The organism is Aquimarina celericrescens, from assembly GCF_042682765.1.
GTDB lineage: Bacteria > Bacteroidota > Bacteroidia > Flavobacteriales > Flavobacteriaceae > Aquimarina > Aquimarina celericrescens.
The window spans coordinates 1-19,602 of the sequence record NZ_JBHUHY010000028.1 but is presented as its reverse complement, the minus strand read 5'-3'; the positions used below and the strand labels follow the sequence as shown (position 1 = coordinate 19,602).

Here is a 19,602-nt window from a genome sequence, read left to right as displayed (position 1 = left end):
AGTGTTTTGTCGCAACACCAATTTAGGTGAAAACACATAAAACCGCAAACCTTTGTAAACAAATAGTTTGCGGTTATTTTTTGTAATAGACCTAAGGATTTAAGGTTACAACTAGTGGTCACAGCATACTAATATACGCTACTAGCCATAGAACACAATAGCAAATAGGCTTTCTATCAATGAACGAATATTTACGCCAATCCTTCATATTAGATGGAATATTGAATAACCCAAAAAATATTTACCCAAAGTGGAAAAGCTTCTTAAAAAACAGCAGCTAATTAAACGATAGAAAACTACACATAATTCAACGTCCTCAATAATTAATTAACTTTGTAAATTATCTGCTTCAAAGAACATCTATAAAAATGACCGAAATGAAAAATAATGACTTGAAAAACAAAACAACCGAACAGTTACAGGCTAATCTTAATTTGATTAAAGGAATTAGTATTGTATTAATTATCGCGTTAATACTTTTGGTAGGAATAACAATTTATGGATTCATAACAAAAGATAATAAATCAGTATTTATTGCACCATTTGCTGTTGCTATTTCTTGTAGTGCAATTCTTCTAACCCAGTCTATGACTATGAAGAAAATTAAAGCAGAACTGAACTCAAGAAAATCATAACGGCAGGTTAATCTCTTCACTACCAGCCGGTTTGTAACTAGTGGCCACAAGAAACTCATATCCACTACCAAAAGATGACAGTGTTTATAGTGATCAGGATAACAGTGCTATAGATCCCAGATCCCCGCCTGCTGGACGGGCAGGAAGTCTGGGATGACTAAACACAAAAAAACTTCAAAAAAATCCCCAGTTTCAAAAAATGAAACTACTATCCTTTAGTATTGCTGTTTCCGACGACTATAAATCTTAAAACTCTGAACACACTATGATCTCTGCTTTAACCTTACTTTCACATAAGTACTTATGTTATTTTATTACCTTCCGCCCTTTAAAAATTCAACTCATGCTAAAAAAAATTCTCTTGCTACTCCTCTTGGCAGTAGCGTTTACAACTTCAGATAGTTATGCTTTTCAGTCCAAAAAAAGAAAAAAAGACAAAAAAACTGAGGCTCCTGCTAATAAAAATGGCAAAAAGAAAGACACCATTCTACCGTACGCAAAGGTAATCACCAAAAAAGCGAAGACCGATAAGGGCCTGTTTGATGTTCATTACATAGACGACAAGTACTACTATGAGATTCCTGACACATTGTTAAACCGGGAAATGCTCATGGTAACGCGTATTGCCAAAACTGCTACCGGTATTGGTTTTGGTGGTGGAAAACAAAATACACAAGTCCTGCGATGGCAAAAGAAAAATAAACAAATATTGCTTCGTGTGGTTTCGCATCAAATTTTTGCAGCAGATTCGTTGCCTATACATGAAGCTGTAGTAAATTCTAACTTCGAGCCTGTACTCTATGCTTTCCCGATCAAAGCTTTTCATAAAGATTCTGTTAATACAAGTAACAGCGCCACGGTAATCGATGTAACAGAATTGTTTAAGAACGATGTAAAAGCGATAGGTTTTCCGGATCGCAGACGTAAAGAATACAAGATTTCAAAATTAGATGATAATAGATCTTATATCGATACCATACGAAGCTATCCTTTAAATATTGAAGCTCGTCATGTAAAAACATACAATGCTGCAGAGCCTCCTTCTAATGCAAGCACTGGATCAATTTCACTTGAAATGAGTAATTCTATGATCTTGCTTCCTAAGACACCTATGAAACGCCGTTACTTTGATCAACGTGTAGGGTGGTTTGCCAGAGGACAGACAGATTATGGACTCGAGGCACAAGAAAGTAAAACCGTACGTTACCTCGATCGATGGAGATTAGAGGTAAAAGACGAAGACATCGAAAAATTTAAAAGAGGTGAACTGGTTGTTCCCAAAAAACAGATTGTATACTATATTGATAGAGCGACACCAAAAAAATGGAGAAAGTATATCAAAGAGGGTATTGAAGACTGGCAAGTAGCTTTTGAAGAAGCCGGATTTAAAGATGCGATTATTGCCAAAGATCCTCCAACGGTAGAAGAAGATCCTGATTGGAGCCCTGAAGATGTACGGTATTCTGTGGTACGCTACCTCGCCTCTCCTATTCCCAATGCCAATGGACCGCATGTAAGTGATCCTCGATCTGGTGAGATTCTGGAAAGTGATATCAACTGGTACCATAATGTGATGTCATTGCTGCGTAATTGGTTCTTTGTACAAACTGCTGCTATTAATCCAGAAGCTCAGGATGTTGCCTTTAAAGATGAGGTAATGGGTGAGCTTATTCGTTTTGTATCAGCACACGAAGTAGGTCATACACTAGGATTACCGCATAATATGGGTAGCAGCGTTGCCTATCCTGTAGAATCTCTTCGAGACCCCGTATTTACCAAAAAATATGGCACAGCACCTTCTATTATGGACTATGCCCGGTTTAACTATGTGGCCCAGCCAGGTGACGGGGACGTGGCATTAATGCCCAAGATAGGGATCTATGACAAACATGCTATTCGATGGGGATATCGACCGATCCTTGACAAAACCGCCAAAGAAGAAAAGAAAACACTAGACCAATGGATTCTGAAACACCAAAACGACCCTATGTATCGATTTGGGAAACAGCAATTTGGTGTAATCGATCCTAGTTCTCAAACTGAAGATCTGGGGGACGATGCCATAAATGCAAGTACTTATGGAATTAGAAACTTACAACGTATAGTGCCTAATCTCATCAAATGGACCGCTGAAGATGGTAAAAATTATGATGACTTAAAAACGATGTACCGACAGGTATTGAGTCAATATAATCGATATATGGGCCACGTTGTATCAAATATTGGTGGTGTATATGAATACTATAAAACCTATGACCAGGAAGGTGCTGTATATACCCATGTTACCAAAGAAAACCAAAAACGAGCTATGAAGTTTTTGCAAGAACAATTATTTGCGACACCATCATGGTTATTAGATACATCTATTTTTAATAAAATAGAATCTGCAGGAAACGTAGAACGCGTTCGTAATTTTCAGGTCAGAACATTAAACAATTTGTTGGATCATGGTCGTATGGCTCGATTAATAGAAAACGAAGCCTTAAACACAAGTCAAGCCTATACACTACTAGACATGATGACCGAACTGCGCTCGGGGTTATGGTCAGAATTACGTAGTGGTCGTACTATCGATGTATATCGTCGTAATCTGCAACGTGCCTATGTAGATAGAATGGAGTTCTTAATGACCAAAGATCAACCAAAGATTCCTGAGAATATAAGACGTTTTGTAGTAAGAACGAATGTAAATGCTTCGCAAAGTGATATAAGAGCGGTTGTACGAGCAGAATTAAATGCGGTGCGCAGAGATACTCGTAATGCCATCGGAAGAACTTCTGATAGAATGACACGATATCATCTGCAGGATATTGTAGAACGTATCACAGCAATCCTTGAGCCCAAAAAGTAGTATGATTTATACATAATTTAAAACCCTTTGTTTACTATATAAACAAAGGGTTTTGCATTTAAGAACATTCTCTAGACCTAATCTCTTAAACCTATTCTACGCCAGAAATTCCCCCTATAAAAAGGGAATTATTCCCAATACCGCTGCATTGTGATTTACCGTAAATTTGTAACCGGTAAAAAATAGTGATCTCAATTGCCCAATTTAAAAGATCAACAGTTGATTTTGTGTTAGTTATATAACCCATAGGATTTTCTTAAAACCCTATGGGATTTCTTTATATTATTATTCAAATTTCTATATCACATCTTCTTGCATTACCCAAAAACTTATCAATCTCAAAACTTAACGTTGTTACAACAAAACCTATAGTCAAAACGTTATATATTGCAAGAAATATTTTACACAAATAATGAGTATTATACCACAATACGGGCTTAAGCAGTATAGGAATACTGCCAGGATCTATACAAAATCGGTTACTGAAAGTCTTCGGCTTTTTAAAGAAGAACCCCGTAACATTATGGTTTCTGTGTTTATTTTTCATAAACATGATGAACTCGAAGAATTGGATAGCGCTATTAATTTCTTAAATGGTTTTGACGAGTTGGTCTATGCCGATTGGATTGATGAGGATATGTACGATAATACTACTGAAGCGACTAAACGAATTCACCTTGCGATCAAAGAAAAAATGAAGCAAAACAAAAAGTTCATTTTTCTGGCTACAGAGTATGCCATCGAATCCAAACTTGGAAAGTGGGTTCTGGGGCAGCTTCATGGTCAAAAAGATACAGAGCATATTGCACTTTTCCCGGTACGAGGTGATTACAGTGACTATAGTGGCGAAGAGTACTTACAAAAATACCCATATATCCACGAAATCGAAGCCGAAGTATATGGTGTAAAATATCCTAACGGTGAAGCCAAAGAGCTTGGAGCCTGGTTGGCTTCATAGTACTTTTTTATCATATCCTTGAGGTTCATTGCTTTGGTTAAAGGATTTCATTACTTTTTGCCACATCTCTTAGAGAGTTCATAAATCTTTAGAACACTTCAATAATTTCTGATAAATTTTTGATATCTTAATAGGAAATCATTGACAACCACACCCATATCTTACCATATATTAAAAAAATGTTAACTCCAAAATAGGGGGAAGTACATTTTAATACGTCCTTATATGTAGAAACCAGTGTAAACAAACTCAATACTAGTCTAGATCATAAAAACCGCACCAAAGCTAATTGCTAAAATTTATAAGTATACTGTCTGCTCTAAGGTATTTATTATGCTTATAAATTTTATCAAATGGGTATAACAACGGGAGAATGCTTCTAAAAAAATCAAGTATCGCATTTGCAATAAGTACTGTATTTACTAACATTCTAATACAATACTCTGATCTTTGGTTTGCCATTTTTTTAGGCAAACTTTACCCACCTTCTACTCCGTACAACTCACACCTCAATTTCTTGTTACTTATGATCACCTACCCTTTATTTTTAAATCATAATTCATTAAAAAAAACGTAACCACCCTAAGCTAATAAAAGGGAAATCAATCATATTGTCTAATCAAATCATAATTGTATGAGAAAACAACTCTTAATTTTAATGCTAACCATAATACTAACTAGTTTTGGGCATGCCCAAACTACAGTTACTGGTACTGTACAAGATGCCAACGGCCCGTTGCCCGGAGCATCAATTGTAGTTAAAGGAACATCAAAAGGGACTATCACCGATTTTGATGGAAACTACTCCATCGAAGCAGGTAATGACGATACTTTAATATTTTCATATCTGGGATTTATAACTCAGGAAATACCTGTTTCTTCAAAAACTAAAATCGATATCGTCCTGCAAGAAGATGCCGAGTCACTAGACGAGGTTATCGTAACATCTTTAGGTTTTGTAGAAAAGAGAGATAAACTTTCTTCTACCTATTCAAAAATTGATGCCGACAAATTAGTGCAGCCCGTAGAAAATAAAATTATAGACGGTATTGCAGGTAAAGCGGCCGGTGTAAATATTAGTGCCACTTCTGGTGATCCGGGGGCAGGTTCTAATATACAGATTAGAGGTGCTAGCTCCTTAGGAGGGTCAAGTCAACCTTTAATTATAGTAGATGGAATACCGTTAAACAACGATACACTCGAAGGTTCGGGTAGTGGCGATACGTCTGCGGGGGTATCACAACAATCCAGGCTTAATGACCTTAACCCAGATGATATCGAATCATTTCAGGTCTTTAAAGGAGCTTCAGCGGGAGCCTTGTACGGAACCCGAGCCCTTAATGGAGTAATTGTAATTACTACCAAAAAAGGTAAAAAAGGTAAGATGAGTGTTACTTTTACTTCTGGAGTTTCTATAGACGAGGTGTCTTATAAGCACCCATTACAGCAATCTTTTGGACAAGGAATTAATGGTAGTTATAGTCCAACTTCGGCATTTTCCTGGGGAGATAGAATATCAGATAGATCGGGGGCAGCTGACGAAGTAGATACTTCAGGTCAGTTTTTTGAATCTCTTGTATCCGACAATGTGATTTATCCAATTATTCAAAGAAACCAACGCGAACAATTCGTAGATAGTAATTTTGATAAAGTTTTTGGTACCGGGATTACACTTGATAATCGTTTCACCATTAGTACCGGTAACGAAAAAGGAACGTATTTCTTAAGTGGTGGTCATGTTGATCAGGAAGGAACCATTAAAAATAGTTTTTATAAGAAAACGAATTTCACATTAAACACCTCTCAGAAATTTACAGAGAAGCTTACTGCGAATATTAAAGGAAACTATGTACACACAGGTTCTAACAGAATACAGCAAGGTTCTAATACAGCCGGATTGTACTTAGGATTATTGCGTACCTCACCAGATTTTGACATTACCGATTATATTGGGGATTATAATGATGGTTCTGGAACTATAGTACAATCTCGTCATCGATCTTATAGAAGATATCTTGGTAACAGCGATAATCCTATTTATAACAACCCGCTCTGGACCATTAATGAACAAGAAAGTACAGCTACGGTAAATCGTTTTATCGGTACCGCAGAGCTGCAATACCAATGGAATGATCATGTAAGCTCGATCCTTAGAGGAGGAGCAGATTTTTATACCGATAACCGGGTATACTTTTTCCCTTATTATACGGCCAGTGCGGCCCGAAGATATGGTTTGCTTAATGACGAAACCATACATAATCAAGAATATACAATGGATATATTGACCTCTTTTAGATATCAACTCACTAAGAAGTTAAACACCAATGTAATTTTGGGATATGGTATTAATGACCGAAGAAGAAAACGAGATTTTATCGAGGCTGATAACTTTATTGCCAATTTTAGAAAACCATTGGATCCTGCAGAAATTTCGGCAAAAGAAAATATCACAGCAGAAGTCACCAGAACCAGCAGAAGAAATATTCGATTCTATGGTACTGCTAATTTTGATTATGCCGATCAACTAATTTTAACCGTTGGAGGGGCGTATGAGAAACATTCGGTATTACCCAAAAGTGATAACGCGTTCTTCTATCCAAGTGTAGAACTAGGATGGACCTTTAGTAAGATTATCGAAGGCTTTGATGCCTTATCGTTTGGTAAAATCAGGTTGGCTTATGGTCAGGTAGGTAATGTACCGCTGGCACATAGAGAACAAACTGTTTTTGAAGTAGGATCTTTTTCCTCTTTCTCAGATAATATTGCTCTGGAAGATTTTGGAGGGGGATTTCAATTTGACGAACGTTTGGGTAATCCGAATCTAAAACCAGAGATCAAAACAGAATACGAAGCAGGAGTCGATCTGCGTTTCTTTCAAAACAGAGTTTCACTATCAACCACCTATTATCAAAATGAAACGACAGATGTATTATTAGATATTGCAATCCCTCCTTCCCTGGGGTTTTCTGAAATCTACGGAAATGGGGCCACTATAGAAAATGAGGGATTCGAAGTCGAGTTGAAATATGATTTCATAAAAAATAAAAATTGGAACGCTTCTGCAGCCATAAACTTTAGTACCAATGAAAATTTGGTGTCAAAATTACAAGGCGGTGGTGTGGTTAACTTTACTCCTGGTAGTTCTATACAATCTGTAGCCATCGAAGGACAACCACTTGGCGTATTATATACACAAGGTGCTTTACGTAACGATGATGGCAGCCTGGTTTTAGATGCAAATGGTTTCCCAATTGTGGATACTGGCGGAAACCTGGTGGTCGGCGATCCAAATCCTGATTGGTTGGGAGGTATTCAGTTAACAGCCTCTTACAAAAATTTATCAATAGCCGCTTTGGTTGATACCAGCCAGGGTAATGACCTTGCTCAAAGAACTCGTTTCATTACTTCGTATTTTGGCACTCATAGTGATGTAGGAAATACCATTACCCTATCTGAAAATTTGGTAAATTATGATGGAGATGTTATCCCTGCCGGCACTACTGTAAGAGCCAATGTAGGTAACTTTGGGAACGGAAACGTACTACTAGATGAAAGCTATTACAGGACACTATACGGTTTTGGAGATGGGAAACTAAATGAATTTGCAGTTCAAGATGGTAGTTGGACAAGATTACGAGAACTTTCACTTTCGTATGTTCTTAATTCTGACTCGTTACGAAAAAATATTGGACTGAATTCTATAGAATTTACTGCGTCAGGAAGAAATCTAGTGATCTGGACTGACGTAGTTGGTATAGATCCCGATGTAAACCAGTTCGGAGTAGGTAGAGGAAGAGGGTTAGATTACTTCTCGAATCCGGGAGTAAGAACCTATGCTTTTAGTGTTAAATTTAACTATTAAAAAACGAAATCATGAAAACCATATATAAAACCATACTTTTTTGTATCGTCCTGATTCTATTCTCGTGTGATGATTATCTTGATGTCAATGAAAACCCAAACCAGTTAGTAGAAATTCCTTCTGGCGACTTACTTTTGAAAGGGACTTTACTTGCCAATGCACAGGTACAACAAGGGCAATTAGCACGGGTATCTATGTACTATACAGGTGGCCTTATTGGACTTAATCTTGTACAACAAACACAATATAACTATGATTATACCCCAGGAGATTCTAATGCTATCTGGGAATTTATTTATAATGGAATCTTAGTACAAAACAGAGAAATAAGAAGAATCTCCCCTAACCTCGATTTGTTGCAAGGAATCATTGATGTAAACGAAGCACTGGCTGTAGGAACAGGCACCTCATTATTTGGTGATATCCCATATTCTGAAGCTACCCCTGAAAACCCCAGTCTAGAATCTCCAGATCCGGATCTTGATCTTCAGGCAGATATTTATATAGCTTTACAAACTCTGTTAGATAATGCCATTTCGAAAATTAATAATGCAACAACTAATGTGGGTAGCGAGGATATATATTTCTCTGGTAATACGGCCTATTGGATAGCCTCAGCATATACCTTAAAAGCCAGATACTATCTACAAACCAAACAATACGATTTGGCACTAAATAATGTAATTAACGGGATTAGTAGTGCTGCTGGAACAATGGCCTTTAAACCCATCGGTAGCGTTCCGGATAACAGCAATATTCTTTTCAACTTTGTGAATAGTAGTAGAGCGGGAGATATGACTGGAGATGGTGCTTTTTATCGTGATTTGTTAGATCCAGCGAATACATCTAGCAGAAATAATGCAAAAACAGATGAAACTGCTCGTAGAAACTATTCATACATCAGTGGAGATGGAAATCAAGACAATGGTATTGATGGCCCGACCACACCTATGAAATTAGTAAGCTATGAAGAAAACCTGTTGATCTGGGCCGAGTGTCTACTACGAGTTAATAATGATAATCAAGGAGCTATAGATAAGCTAAATGAATTAAGAGCTTATTTAGACTCTGGAGATGCCTTTAACCTGATTAATGACACCGATACGTTTAATTATGAACCTTATATCCTTGCAGATTTTCAACCTGGCGGCATAGAAAATCAAGGCAATATTACCACAGACAGAGCTATATTAAGAGAAATTATTGAAGAGCGTTATGTAACTGGTTTCAGTACCTATATGCCATTTAATGACACGCGAAGATTACTCAAGTCTGATAGTGATATTATTGTCCCATTTCCTCTAAATAACAATACAACTACTGTGAACCCACAGCGATTGTTATATCCACAGAATGAAATAGATGGTAATGAAAATATTCCTCAACCCATTCCTGATCTGTTTACACCCACACCTGTTAATCAATAAATCATAATTCAAAAAAGGGCTTTAATCAAAGCCCTTTTTTATTTATGAATAGTCCCTTATAATGTTTTTGCCACTTTATGTACCGCAGCAATAGTCTCGTCAAGATCATCATAGGTAAGGGCATCGGTAATAAACCAGCTTTCAAATGCACTAGGTGCAATATAAATGCCATGTTCCAGCATCCCGTGAAAGAATTTTTTAAAGGTATCATTGTTACCCTTTGCTGCAGAATCAAAATCTATCACAGGATCTTTATCAAAGTGAACAGAGATCATTGAGCCTATCCTATTGATCGTATGGATAACACCATTTTCGTGTAGTGCTTCAGCTATTCCTTTATGAAGATATTCAGTCTTTTGGGCTAAACTTTTAAAAACCTTTTCATTTTTATTCAATTCTGTAAGCATTGCCAAACCAGCTGCCATAGCCAATGGGTTACCACTTAAAGTCCCTGCTTGATATACAGGTCCTTCTGGTGCCAGATAGGTCATGATTTCTTTTCTTGCTGCAAATGCGCCTACTGGTAATCCTCCGCCTATTACTTTTCCGAAAGTAACGATATCAGCATTAACCCCTAATAACTCTTGCACGCCCCCTTTGGCCAGTCTAAAACCTGTCATCACCTCATCAAAGATCAATAAAATATTATGGGTATCGCATAAAGATCGTAATCCTTCCAAAAAACCTTTTGCTGGTGGGATACATCCCATATTTCCTGCTACAGGTTCAACGATAATACAAGCGATCTTACCTTTGTTTAGATTGATAATACGCTCGACTTGCTCTATGTCATTATACCTTGCGAGCAATGTATCTTTGGCAGTTCCCTGGGTAACACCCGGACTATTAGGGCTTCCAAAGGTGACCGCCCCACTACCTGCCTGGATTAAAAAAGAGTCACTATGCCCATGATAACATCCTGCAAACTTGATAATTTTGTCTTTTTTGGTATATCCACGAGCCAAACGCACCGCGCTCATACATGCCTCTGTACCCGAATTAACGAATCGTATTTTATCAATGTTAGGAACCATAGACACGGCAAGTTCTGCGATCTTGGTTTCAATCTGGGTAGGCATCCCAAAGCTGGTCCCTTTTTTTGCTTTTTCGATAACGGCATTGACTACTGGAGGATACGCGTGACCAAGGATCATCGGCCCCCAGGAGTTGATATAATCAATCAATCGATTTCCGTCTTCGTCATACAGATAAGCACCTTTGGCCTCTTTTACAAAAATTGGGTCTCCGCCTACTGCTTTAAAGGCTCTTACTGGTGAGTTAACTCCTCCCGGAATTACTTTTTGCGCAGCTGAAAACAGCGCACTACTTCTTTGGTAGATCATATTTAATTAAAATCTTCTTCTTCCTCATTCTCGGCAGTTACTTTAAGTAATTGACCGACTTTAATATTATTGTCTGCTAGATTATTGAACGTTTTTAATTCTTGTACCGAGATTTCATATCTTCTCGAGATAGAGTAGAGTGTATCGCCTTTTTGTACTACATGACCTCTATTTTGAGAATCAGCTACCGCGACTAAAGTCACATTTTCTTTCTTGTTGGATTTTTTTCGGTTTCTTTTTCCTAAAACCTCATTGTCAAATTCATACAATTGGTATCTCTCGATAATACCAATCAATTTTTCGGGATATTTTCTATCGGTTGCATATCCAGCTTCTCTTAAACCTCTTGCCCAGGATTTGTAATCTTTTTGATTGAAAGTAAACAAACGAGCATACCGTTTTCTGTTTTTGAGAAATAAAGAGTGATCTCTAAACGATTCACTTGCCTGATTATATTTTCTAAAACATTCCTGTAACCTGTCATCGTCATGATAAACGCGATCTCCCTCCCAATCATGACATTTAATCCCGAAGTGATTTTTGGCCCTACTGGTTAAATCTCCATAACCTGCGCCAGACTCAAGAATTCCCTGAGCCAACGTTATACTGGCGGGTATCCCATAGGCTTTCATTTCACTTTTGGCGATTCCAGAAAACTCATAGATGTATTGTTGCACCCGCTCTTTATAAGAAAGTGCTGTAGCGGGTTTTTTAGCTATTTCTTTGGAAGTATCTTCACTAATAATTTCTGTGGTATTTCTCTCTACCTTTGTCACCGACGTATGCCCGGGTGCTGTTCTTTTTGTTCTTGAAGTAGTTATTACCTTTTTATTTCCTCCACAAGAAATTAAAAATAAGGTCATACATAGAAGTGCAATACATTTCTTCATTTTAGCATCAAATTGTAAGCAGGGGTAGTCTCTTTTTCACTAACTTTTTGTTCATACCGGCTATTCCTTGTAATCCGCCGGTATGCACGGCTAAAATACGAGTATTTTTTGGAAAAACACCATTTTTTACCATGTCAAAAATCCCAAATAACATCTTACCCGTATAGACTGGATCTAATGGAATATGTTGCTGATCCTTAAATGTATTGATAAATTCAATAAGATCTTGATTTACTTTTCCGTAGCCTCCAAAATGATAATCGTGAATGAGTTTCCAATTCGTTTTTGAAGTATATTTTTTTATTTCCTCGGAAAGAAAATCTCCTTTTAAAGCAGGAAATCCCAAAACTTTTTGATGTTTTTTTGTGCTATTTATAATTCCGGAAATCGTTCCGCCGGTACCCACTGCACAGCAAATAACATCATATGTATCGTCTTGTGTGGTTACTATTTCTTCGCATCCTTTGATGGCCAGATCATTGGTTCCTCCTTCTGGGATCAAATAATACGTGCCAAACTCATTCTTTAATTCATCCAGAAATACAGATGAAGTTTTATTGCTATACAATTTACGAGCAACAAACTTTAATTGCATCCCAGCAGAAAAAGCAAATCGCAACGTATCGTTCTGGGTTAATGTTTTTTCCAGGTTTTTATCTAGTTCATCCCCTCTTATCACTCCAATAGTTTGCAAACCGACCATTTTTCCGGCTGCCGCAGTTGCTGCAATATGATTACTAAACGCTCCTCCGAAGGTAAGCATAGTGGCGTAACCCTGCTTCTTTGCTTCGATAAGATTATATTTTAATTTTCTGAATTTGTTTCCTGAAATTTCTTTATGCAATTGATCTTCACGTTTTATATCAAGAAAAACTTGAGCTGCATTTAAAACAGGGTGAGTAATCTGTTGATTTTCTGAAAGTACGGTTTCCGAAGAAAAAATATGCATTTACCAATATTTAATAAAGCTCCATGGTTTTCTGTTTTTTAGATAATAAAGATCATCTTCATTATGATATGCTTCCCTTTCAAAGGAGATGTTACGATAGGCTTTTTGCGAATTTTGATATTGAAATAGTCGAATAATATATTCTGTAAAATAAAGAAAATAGAACGGTAAAACCAATAATTCTGCCTGCTGTCTTATATGAATTCTTTCATGGTTTATAAAAGCCTCATCTTCTTTTAGGAATGAATCTTTGACTACGATAAAAGGCCAAAGAGCTATGCCTACAAAATGTCGACCTATCAAATATTTGTTAACAACAATGCGCATATACAGCTAAGATACTATTTTTGTAAAAGATGAATAACTCTAAAAAAATAATAACTCCAAAAGAGGGAGATTATTATATTACCCCCGAAGGGTATCGATGTTTTACAGAACAATATCATTTAAGAAGAGGATATTGTTGTGAGAGTGGCTGCAGGCACTGCCCGTATGGATATAATAAGAAAACGAATAGCTATTCTAAAAAATAGTGTTAGAGCATGCGGTATGGTATAATTATTGCAGTATTTTCTTTACAAAAAAGCCGTTGTTGAACCTATAAAATTAAGGATTATGAAATTTTTTTCTCTCTTATCATTAATCCTTATCATAACGCTGAGTTCTTGTACGAGTGTACGTGTTGCTTCAGATTATGATAAGCAAGCAAATTTCGACACTTATAAAAGCTTTGCATTCTATAAACCTGGAATCGATAAGGCAGAAATTAGTGATCTAGATAAAAAACGTATTTTACGCGCTATAGAAGCCGACATGACTTCAAAAGGATTTTCGAAATCTGAAAATCCTGATATGCTGGTTAGTATTTTCACGAAAACAAGAGAAAATGTAAATGTTTACAATAATAACTGGAATTGGGCCTGGGGTTGGGGTCCTGGATGGGGTTACGGATGGGGCTGGAATCCCTGGTGGGGTGCAAATCAAAACTCAGTTTCTCGAGTGACCGAAGGTACTTTATATATTGATCTTATAGATGCATCTAAAAAAGAATTGATTTGGCAAGGAATGGGAACCGCTGCGTTGACCACCAAAGTAGAAAAAAAGCAGGAAAAAATGAATGAAATTGTGGGTGCGATACTCGAGAAATATCCTCCTATTATAAAACAATAAATACATTTTATATATATGTAACGTAGCCTTTCTTTATTGGAAGGCTATTTTTTTTATGTACATTTATACAGAACTTGACAGAACATAACCTATGCGTAATTTTCTACTTGGTGCAGCTATAATGGCACTCTTGGCGTTTGGAATCAAATATTTTATTGATCAATCGAATATCCAAGAAACAGAACTTCAATCCTCTGATTTGATCCTGAACCAAATAAAAAATGTAGGTAAACTAGTGGTGACTGAAGGTCATTTTGCCGAAGTGATTTCCTATAAAGACAATAAAGAATTCTTATCTGGTCTATTTACTGCTAAAAAAACCGCCTTGGTAGTTGTTAATGCCAAAGTACAAGTATCTTATGATTTAAGTGAAATTGAGTATGTACTCAATAAAGACAGTAAGACTGTGGTCATTACCAAGATCCCAGAACCAGAAATTGATATCAATCCCGATATAGAATATCATAATCTTGTTTCAGATCTTTTAAATCAGTTTGTACCCAAAGATCATAACTTAATCAGAAAAAAAGTAGTCAAACAACTAGAAGAAAAAGTAATGAGCTCATCATTAGTGTCTAATTCTGAAAATAGGCTCATAAGCGAATTACAAAAACTTTATATTCTCACAAATTCATTGGGTTGGACATTAAAATATAATGACACTGTTATTGACAGTCAGGCAGAAATAGAAAAATTAATTGATTAATTACCAACATCGTACTACTCAAAAATTGTCATCCCCAGCCTCTAGACCGGTACTCCATATTACACATTCATCTTATTGTAGTGGATACTAACTTGGTATTTTCTAAAATTTATCTGAATATTTTGGTATTAGAATGACGATGTCTTCAATCTATTTCATAAAAAAGATGGAAAGAGAAACTCCTTCCATCTTACTATTAAATCTGTTAGTTATAGAAATTTGTTTGTCCCTCAAACTCTACATTGTTTTACAGATTATTATTATTTTATATATTCGATAATCGAGATATAAACACTTCATGGCTTGCCGCGAAATCAAAATTAATTTCTAACCGATGCCTCGTGGGCTTGCCCCGGAGTAGTTTACTTATGTAAAACGAATAACTTTTAAAATACCCTACCCCCCCTTCAAAAAAAAATCAAACGAGAAGTATTTTTTTAAAATAGCCCCTACAAATACTTGTGAAGATTTTACAATGACATCTGTTGTTATCCTTCATGACAACTCTATTCAGTGTTTTGCGCTTACCCTTCGAATTGGTTCACTTGCCCAGTCTTGGTGTATTTTTAACAGCATGATATGTTAATGCCAGACTAATACATTCTTTCAATTCGATTTTGGGGACTTTATCATTGAGATTAAATAAAATTGCCCTATTCTTCTCATATTTAAATAGATCACCGTAGACTTCCCTGAAGGTTGATACTAACTTAGTAGTGCATTTAAAATACATAGCATATTGATTTGGGGTTTTAGCTTTCCAATCGATTCGAATTGTACTTCCTTTAGGAACTAAATAACTAGGTTCTCCCCATTTTAATGTTTCTTCAATTTTCTTAATGGCCGTATTTTCAGCTGCAGTTTCGATAATTAAACTTCGCAAATAACTTAATTTTGATTGTATCTCTTCTGGGTAGCTTTTAAACTTCAGTTCGACTTCTGGATTCTTATGTATTTCTATTTCTTTCATAGGATGCGTGAGGTTGAGTAGCAGGGCAAATTGTTACCTAGCATTGGCACTTCTGGTGATTTTTATTTCTTGCATCATTTATAAAATCTAATGCAGTTGTAAAAAGTGAAAGAGCTTTTGATCCAACACTAAACTTTCTACTGATTTAATAAATCATGTTATACCGTTTTATTTATCCTTATACCCATCTACCCAGGTATTTTCCCCTTTAAAAAAAGCAAGTAATATTTTCGTCATTTCCTCAATTGAGGTTAAAGGATTTTTTTTCGATATTGTAAAATCTCCATTTCTATATCCAGAATGAAAACCACGTTCCAAACTTCCACCTACATATATGTCATTATTTTCATTTTTGAGTTGTACTATATTAAACTTTTTCCAGTCAAGTGATGCCATCGTGTTTTTTATTATTTCTGAAGTTGACTTTTCAGAAATCATTATAAAATCATTATCAGAAATCTTATCTGGATCACCCTTAAAATCATTCAACACGAATAATTTTAAATTTTTTACATCTGTTTTTTTAAATGAGAGTAAATCGTCTGTTTGTATCTCCTTTTTATGAAAATTTTGCGTTGATTCCCTATTAAATAAAAAAATGATTCCGGTAAATACAACAACCCCCAATGTTATGTACGTATATTTTCTTTTCATAAGAGTTATTCTGTTGTGCTAACGTCAAATATATCAATCGGAGCAAAGCAAACACACCTGAACCAATTTATTTATCCCTGTCTGCCTGGCGGATGGCAGGCAGGTGCGCATTTTTATTTCTTATTAAATTTATGAAAATTTAGCGCTATTACAAAAAGGAAATTACCTTGAAGATATGGCATTTAATTACTTTGATTTCATATATGAAGTTGGCATGTGTATTTTAATCATTTGCTCCAATATAGCCAACCAAAATCATCGCTTTTATCGAAGCTGTAGAATCGGACACATACTTTTTAGGGACTTTTGCAACGGTAAGCATTGTTAGCAAACCACATTTATTCATTCAGTATCTTTTGGATGTCTTTTTGTATTTCAATTTGCGTTCTGATTAATTCTTCCATCATTATTTTCAAAATTACTTTCTCCTTTTTACCCGTTTCAGTTAAATTGGAATAAACAAAATCGACAAGTTTGTTCCGCTTGTATTTTAAAAGTTCATTCCCTTCTTCTATGTCAGCCAAAATGGATAATTTATTGTATTTAATTAATTCTATTTTTGAGTTTGACAGAGCATTCCAATAATTCAATTTAATAAGTGGACCATTGATTCCTCCAGCTTTTTCAATGACGTCAAGTAAAGCTATTGTTTCGTTATTCGAGTAAAACTCAAGAGAATCCAGCAATATTTTTTGATAAGGTGTTCTCACAGTTATTTCTTTACTAGTGTCACCGAGTTCTTTTTTCAAAGACGAGTAAAAGTTGTTTATGTATTCTTTATCTTTTTTTGTTTCATTCCAGTTATTTATCCATAAAGCGATTAATACACCTAGTAAAACTGGTATAATATTCTTAATAAAGTCTTTAAAATAATTTTTCATTTACTACTTTGTATTCTGATATTCGTTTTACGTTTAATATATGTTTAGTAGCAGGGCAAAATGTTACTCTGCTTTTTGATTTTTCTGCGCATTGGTTGCTAAATTCTCAACTCAGCAAGCACATTGCGCCTTAATAAAAATACAAGAACCATACGATTGATCACTTGGCTGCTATGACATCATATATCATGTCGTATGCTGTTTTTTTCATGTTTTCCAATCATATTTGTCTTCCTCACTCAAAATTTTAAATATTTGAAAATCAAATTCAGATATGTAAATCAATAGTTTATTTAATACATTAAATTGAAATTTTAATTGTATTGTTTCCCCTTGCAATTTGTTTAATGGGAGCATATGTTCAAACAGTTTTTTATAATAAACATCTTTTGGAATTTTTGAGGTTTTCAATTGACCTTTAGAATGTATGATAGAATGTCTGATTTCTGAAAAAACTTTAAATGTCTCGGCAAATTTGAAATTGTTGTTGTTTTGTTTTGAATACTTTTTGAATCTCTCGCCTCCTGCTTTTTTAATTAGTTTAAAAATATCTTCTCCACCTTTTAAGGATGACCGTTCAATTTTTATGTTATCGGGTAGTGAACTTTTAAATATTTCGTCATTTAAAATCTTTGTATGTATTAAGTCTTTCAGAAGAGTTTCGAAAGCCTCAAAACATTGTGAAAATGTTAATCCAAATTCTCTAGATAAAAGGTTTTCAACTTCGTGTGCATAATTTTCTTTTTCGGTTATTTTATTAATACCAGAATGAAAAGGTAATTTCCATCCGTTATCTGTTGGACCGGTCCAATCTCCAATCACTAGAGAAGTAGCTGAAAAGTATTTTGCTCCATCTGCAGTATATTTTTTAACATCTTCCCGAAGAACTTTATTTAAACGATTAGATTTATGTTTGAAATCTGTTATCGACTCAAAAAAAGTAGATAAATGAATTTTATATGGATTAGTCATTTTCAAATTGCATACAACGGTTCGTATAACCGTCAGTTACGGGTTAATATGCGTTAATTTTCGGTTTGACACAGACTTTAGCAATTCCGAGTGGATTCGGACGTAGTCGAATCCGCAGTAATTGCGGTTATACATTGTTGTAGCACGTTATTTATATTCATATTTATTCCGCCAAATATCTTCTCCTTTCAAAAAGTCAAGTAGTATTTCAGTCATTTGGTCAACTGTTGCTATCGGCTTTACCATTAGAATATGGTCGTCGTCTGTCACGAATCCAGAAGCCAATCCATCTTCCAATAAACTTCCACTCACGTGTAAACCTTTAAAAGAATTATCACTTTCGTCTTCCAGTTGCACAATGTGAAATTCATTCCAGTTAATTGATTCCATCGTGCTTTCTATTATTTCCGCTGTCGCTTTTTCAGATATGGTTTTTGTGTTTTCTCCATAGTCATAAGAGACAGTAAGTTTTAAATCTCGTTTTTCTTGTCGGATTTCACCATTCCGTAATTCAGTCTTGTTTTCGGCAATTCCAAGTGTGTTTGAATTCCGTTTTGAATTCCAGCTAATCAAAGCAAATATTCCGATTAATGCTAAAAATCCGAAGATTATATAGGTATTCATTCTTTTCACGTAATTTTGGTTTAATGTTCGTAAAGGGACATGGTTTACACAAGTTAAAGATTAGACTTTACACTAAATTAATTTCTAACCTTGTCGATTGTTGTTTTTTTCTTAGGTTTCTTTGATCAAAGAAACCTAAAAATACATTTCTATAATAGACTTTCCAAATTCCGTTTCCTTGTTCTTCAATAGCGATGTGTTTTCCTTTTAATGCCGCCGATACATATACCCAGTAATATGACTTCCATCTAATAGCTCCACTTTTAGTTACTTTAAGGACTTTGAGGTTACTATGATAATCAAAATGGGGTATTTTTTCAGGGAAAGGTCTACAGGAAAAATCGTGTGCATCAGCAGGTGTTTTCATATCTAAAGCTTCGTGTGGTCTGATGTTATTATATTCCTTTACAAAGTGATTTAAACGTCTTTGTTGTGCTTTTAAATCATAAGCTGAAGGTTTGGCACAAGCAGCCTTTAAATCACGATGCATTCGTTCGTGTCTTCCGTTTTGTTCTGGGTGTGCAGGATCAGAAAACACAGGTATAATTCCGAGTTCTATAAACCAATAAGATAGTTGTGTATATCGTTGTATAGCTCTTACAGAGCCAAAGGGGCTTCCATTGTCAGTATGTATTTGTTTAGGCATGCCATAGGTTCTAAACACCTTTGTAAATTCTGTCTTTGCAGCTTTTAGGGTTTCTTTATAGTGT

At 35.5% G+C, this 19,602-nt stretch carries 19 protein-coding genes; 8 read left to right on the top strand and 11 right to left on the bottom strand.

The features are described 5' to 3' along the window. Positions 1–377 precede the first annotated feature (377 nt). The 5 genes from ACFSJT_RS18035 to ACFSJT_RS18015 all read left to right on the top strand — a co-directional run bounded on the left by ACFSJT_RS18035 (position 378) and on the right by ACFSJT_RS18015 (position 9,733). Positions 378–635 (top strand): hypothetical protein, encoded by a 258-nt coding sequence (locus ACFSJT_RS18035; RefSeq protein WP_378321734.1) that lies wholly within the window; start codon positions 378–380, stop codon positions 633–635. A 343-nt stretch (positions 636–978) separates the two neighbouring features. After that, complete coding sequence (locus ACFSJT_RS18030; RefSeq protein WP_378321733.1) at positions 979–3,486, top strand: zinc-dependent metalloprotease; 2,508 nt, start codon at positions 979–981, stop codon at positions 3,484–3,486. Between the two features lie 412 nt (positions 3,487–3,898). Continuing rightward, positions 3,899–4,444: a hypothetical protein gene (locus tag ACFSJT_RS18025; protein ID WP_378321732.1), complete on the top strand. Its 546-nt coding sequence runs from the start codon at positions 3,899–3,901 to the stop codon at positions 4,442–4,444. Between the two features lie 634 nt (positions 4,445–5,078). Beyond that, entirely contained in the window at positions 5,079–8,306 is a 3,228-nt protein-coding gene (locus ACFSJT_RS18020; RefSeq protein ID WP_378321731.1) for a SusC/RagA family TonB-linked outer membrane protein, read from the top strand. An 11-nt stretch (positions 8,307–8,317) separates the two neighbouring features. Then, entirely contained in the window at positions 8,318–9,733 is a 1,416-nt protein-coding gene (locus tag ACFSJT_RS18015) for a SusD/RagB family nutrient-binding outer membrane lipoprotein (RefSeq protein ID WP_378321730.1), read from the top strand. 56 nt (positions 9,734–9,789) lie between these two features. Here ACFSJT_RS18015 and hemL read toward each other — a convergent pair whose 3' ends face one another. The 4 genes from hemL to ACFSJT_RS17995 are packed head-to-tail and all read right to left on the bottom strand — an operon-like array spanning position 9,790 to position 13,242. Continuing rightward, on the bottom strand, positions 9,790–11,076 hold the full coding sequence (hemL, locus tag ACFSJT_RS18010; RefSeq protein WP_378321729.1) for a glutamate-1-semialdehyde 2,1-aminomutase: 1,287 nt from the start codon (positions 11,074–11,076) through the stop codon (positions 9,790–9,792). A 2-nt stretch (positions 11,077–11,078) separates the two neighbouring features. Further along, positions 11,079–11,966 (bottom strand): glucosaminidase domain-containing protein, encoded by an 888-nt coding sequence (locus ACFSJT_RS18005; protein ID WP_378321728.1) that lies wholly within the window; start codon positions 11,964–11,966, stop codon positions 11,079–11,081. A gap of 7 nt (positions 11,967–11,973) precedes the next feature. Beyond that, a complete protein-coding gene (locus ACFSJT_RS18000) occupies positions 11,974–12,915 on the bottom strand; it encodes a 1-aminocyclopropane-1-carboxylate deaminase/D-cysteine desulfhydrase (protein WP_378321727.1) in 942 nt (313 codons plus the stop codon). Beyond that, positions 12,916–13,242, bottom strand: coding sequence for a hypothetical protein (locus ACFSJT_RS17995; protein ID WP_378321726.1), 327 nt, complete (start codon positions 13,240–13,242; stop codon positions 12,916–12,918). A 29-nt stretch (positions 13,243–13,271) separates the two neighbouring features. Here ACFSJT_RS17995 and ACFSJT_RS17990 point away from each other — a divergent pair, with 29 nt between their 5' ends. The 3 genes from ACFSJT_RS17990 to ACFSJT_RS17980 all read left to right on the top strand — a co-directional run bounded on the left by ACFSJT_RS17990 (position 13,272) and on the right by ACFSJT_RS17980 (position 14,791). Then, entirely contained in the window at positions 13,272–13,448 is a 177-nt protein-coding gene (locus ACFSJT_RS17990; RefSeq protein WP_378321725.1) for a DUF5522 domain-containing protein, read from the top strand. 82 nt (positions 13,449–13,530) lie between these two features. After that, positions 13,531–14,085 carry a DUF4136 domain-containing protein gene (locus ACFSJT_RS17985; protein WP_378321724.1) on the top strand — a complete coding sequence of 185 codons (555 nt, stop codon included), beginning with the start codon at positions 13,531–13,533 and terminating at the stop codon, positions 14,083–14,085. A gap of 91 nt (positions 14,086–14,176) precedes the next feature. Further along, complete coding sequence (locus ACFSJT_RS17980) at positions 14,177–14,791, top strand: DUF4230 domain-containing protein (protein ID WP_378321723.1); 615 nt, start codon at positions 14,177–14,179, stop codon at positions 14,789–14,791. A 541-nt stretch (positions 14,792–15,332) separates the two neighbouring features. Here the strand turns inward: ACFSJT_RS17980 and ACFSJT_RS17975 are convergent. The 7 genes from ACFSJT_RS17975 to ACFSJT_RS17945 form a co-directional block, all read right to left on the bottom strand. Beyond that, a complete protein-coding gene (locus ACFSJT_RS17975) occupies positions 15,333–15,761 on the bottom strand; it encodes a DUF1801 domain-containing protein (RefSeq protein WP_378321722.1) in 429 nt (142 codons plus the stop codon). A 168-nt stretch (positions 15,762–15,929) separates the two neighbouring features. Further along, on the bottom strand, positions 15,930–16,415 hold the full coding sequence (locus ACFSJT_RS17970) for a hypothetical protein (protein ID WP_378321721.1): 486 nt from the start codon (positions 16,413–16,415) through the stop codon (positions 15,930–15,932). A 223-nt stretch (positions 16,416–16,638) separates the two neighbouring features. After that, complete coding sequence (locus ACFSJT_RS17965) at positions 16,639–16,761, bottom strand: hypothetical protein (RefSeq protein WP_378321720.1); 123 nt, start codon at positions 16,759–16,761, stop codon at positions 16,639–16,641. Continuing rightward, positions 16,754–17,296: a DUF6090 family protein gene (locus tag ACFSJT_RS17960; protein WP_378321719.1), complete on the bottom strand. Its 543-nt coding sequence runs from the start codon at positions 17,294–17,296 to the stop codon at positions 16,754–16,756. The genes ACFSJT_RS17965 and ACFSJT_RS17960 overlap by 8 nt, the downstream gene beginning before the upstream one ends. A gap of 207 nt (positions 17,297–17,503) precedes the next feature. Further along, a complete protein-coding gene (locus ACFSJT_RS17955; protein ID WP_378321718.1) occupies positions 17,504–18,268 on the bottom strand; it encodes a hypothetical protein in 765 nt (254 codons plus the stop codon). Positions 18,269–18,415: 147 nt separating this feature from the next. Then, on the bottom strand, positions 18,416–18,892 hold the full coding sequence (locus ACFSJT_RS17950) for a hypothetical protein (protein ID WP_378321717.1): 477 nt from the start codon (positions 18,890–18,892) through the stop codon (positions 18,416–18,418). 67 nt (positions 18,893–18,959) lie between these two features. Next, on the bottom strand, positions 18,960–19,602 hold a 643-nt coding region (locus tag ACFSJT_RS17945), incomplete at its 5' end, for an integrase core domain-containing protein (protein ID WP_378321716.1).

Excerpts from the sequence above, each read along its gene's own strand:
- ACFSJT_RS18000 (WP_378321727.1), bottom strand. The coding sequence starts at position 12,915 with ATGCATATTTTTTCTTCGGAAACCGTACTTTCAGAAAATCAACAGATT.
- ACFSJT_RS18015 (WP_378321730.1), top strand. The coding sequence starts at position 8,318 with ATGAAAACCATATATAAAACCATACTTTTTTGTATCGTCCTGATTCTA.
- ACFSJT_RS17975 (WP_378321722.1), bottom strand. The coding sequence starts at position 15,761 with ATGAAAGAAATAGAAATACATAAGAATCCAGAAGTCGAACTGAAGTTT.
- ACFSJT_RS17970 (WP_378321721.1), bottom strand. The coding sequence starts at position 16,415 with ATGAAAAGAAAATATACGTACATAACATTGGGGGTTGTTGTATTTACC.
- hemL (WP_378321729.1), bottom strand. The coding sequence starts at position 11,076 with ATGATCTACCAAAGAAGTAGTGCGCTGTTTTCAGCTGCGCAAAAAGTA.
- ACFSJT_RS17980 (WP_378321723.1), top strand. The coding sequence starts at position 14,177 with ATGCGTAATTTTCTACTTGGTGCAGCTATAATGGCACTCTTGGCGTTT.
- ACFSJT_RS17950 (WP_378321717.1), bottom strand. The coding sequence starts at position 18,892 with ATGAATACCTATATAATCTTCGGATTTTTAGCATTAATCGGAATATTT.
- ACFSJT_RS17965 (WP_378321720.1), bottom strand. The coding sequence starts at position 16,761 with ATGAATAAATGTGGTTTGCTAACAATGCTTACCGTTGCAAAAGTCCCT.
- ACFSJT_RS18020 (WP_378321731.1), top strand. The coding sequence starts at position 5,079 with ATGAGAAAACAACTCTTAATTTTAATGCTAACCATAATACTAACTAGT.
- ACFSJT_RS17960 (WP_378321719.1), bottom strand. The coding sequence starts at position 17,296 with ATGAAAAATTATTTTAAAGACTTTATTAAGAATATTATACCAGTTTTA.
- ACFSJT_RS18005 (WP_378321728.1), bottom strand. The coding sequence starts at position 11,966 with ATGAAGAAATGTATTGCACTTCTATGTATGACCTTATTTTTAATTTCT.
- ACFSJT_RS17995 (WP_378321726.1), bottom strand. The coding sequence starts at position 13,242 with ATGCGCATTGTTGTTAACAAATATTTGATAGGTCGACATTTTGTAGGC.
- ACFSJT_RS17955 (WP_378321718.1), bottom strand. The coding sequence starts at position 18,268 with ATGACTAATCCATATAAAATTCATTTATCTACTTTTTTTGAGTCGATA.
- ACFSJT_RS18035 (WP_378321734.1), top strand. The coding sequence starts at position 378 with ATGAAAAATAATGACTTGAAAAACAAAACAACCGAACAGTTACAGGCT.
- ACFSJT_RS17985 (WP_378321724.1), top strand. The coding sequence starts at position 13,531 with ATGAAATTTTTTTCTCTCTTATCATTAATCCTTATCATAACGCTGAGT.
- ACFSJT_RS18030 (WP_378321733.1), top strand. The coding sequence starts at position 979 with ATGCTAAAAAAAATTCTCTTGCTACTCCTCTTGGCAGTAGCGTTTACA.
- ACFSJT_RS18025 (WP_378321732.1), top strand. The coding sequence starts at position 3,899 with ATGAGTATTATACCACAATACGGGCTTAAGCAGTATAGGAATACTGCC.
- ACFSJT_RS17990 (WP_378321725.1), top strand. The coding sequence starts at position 13,272 with ATGAATAACTCTAAAAAAATAATAACTCCAAAAGAGGGAGATTATTAT.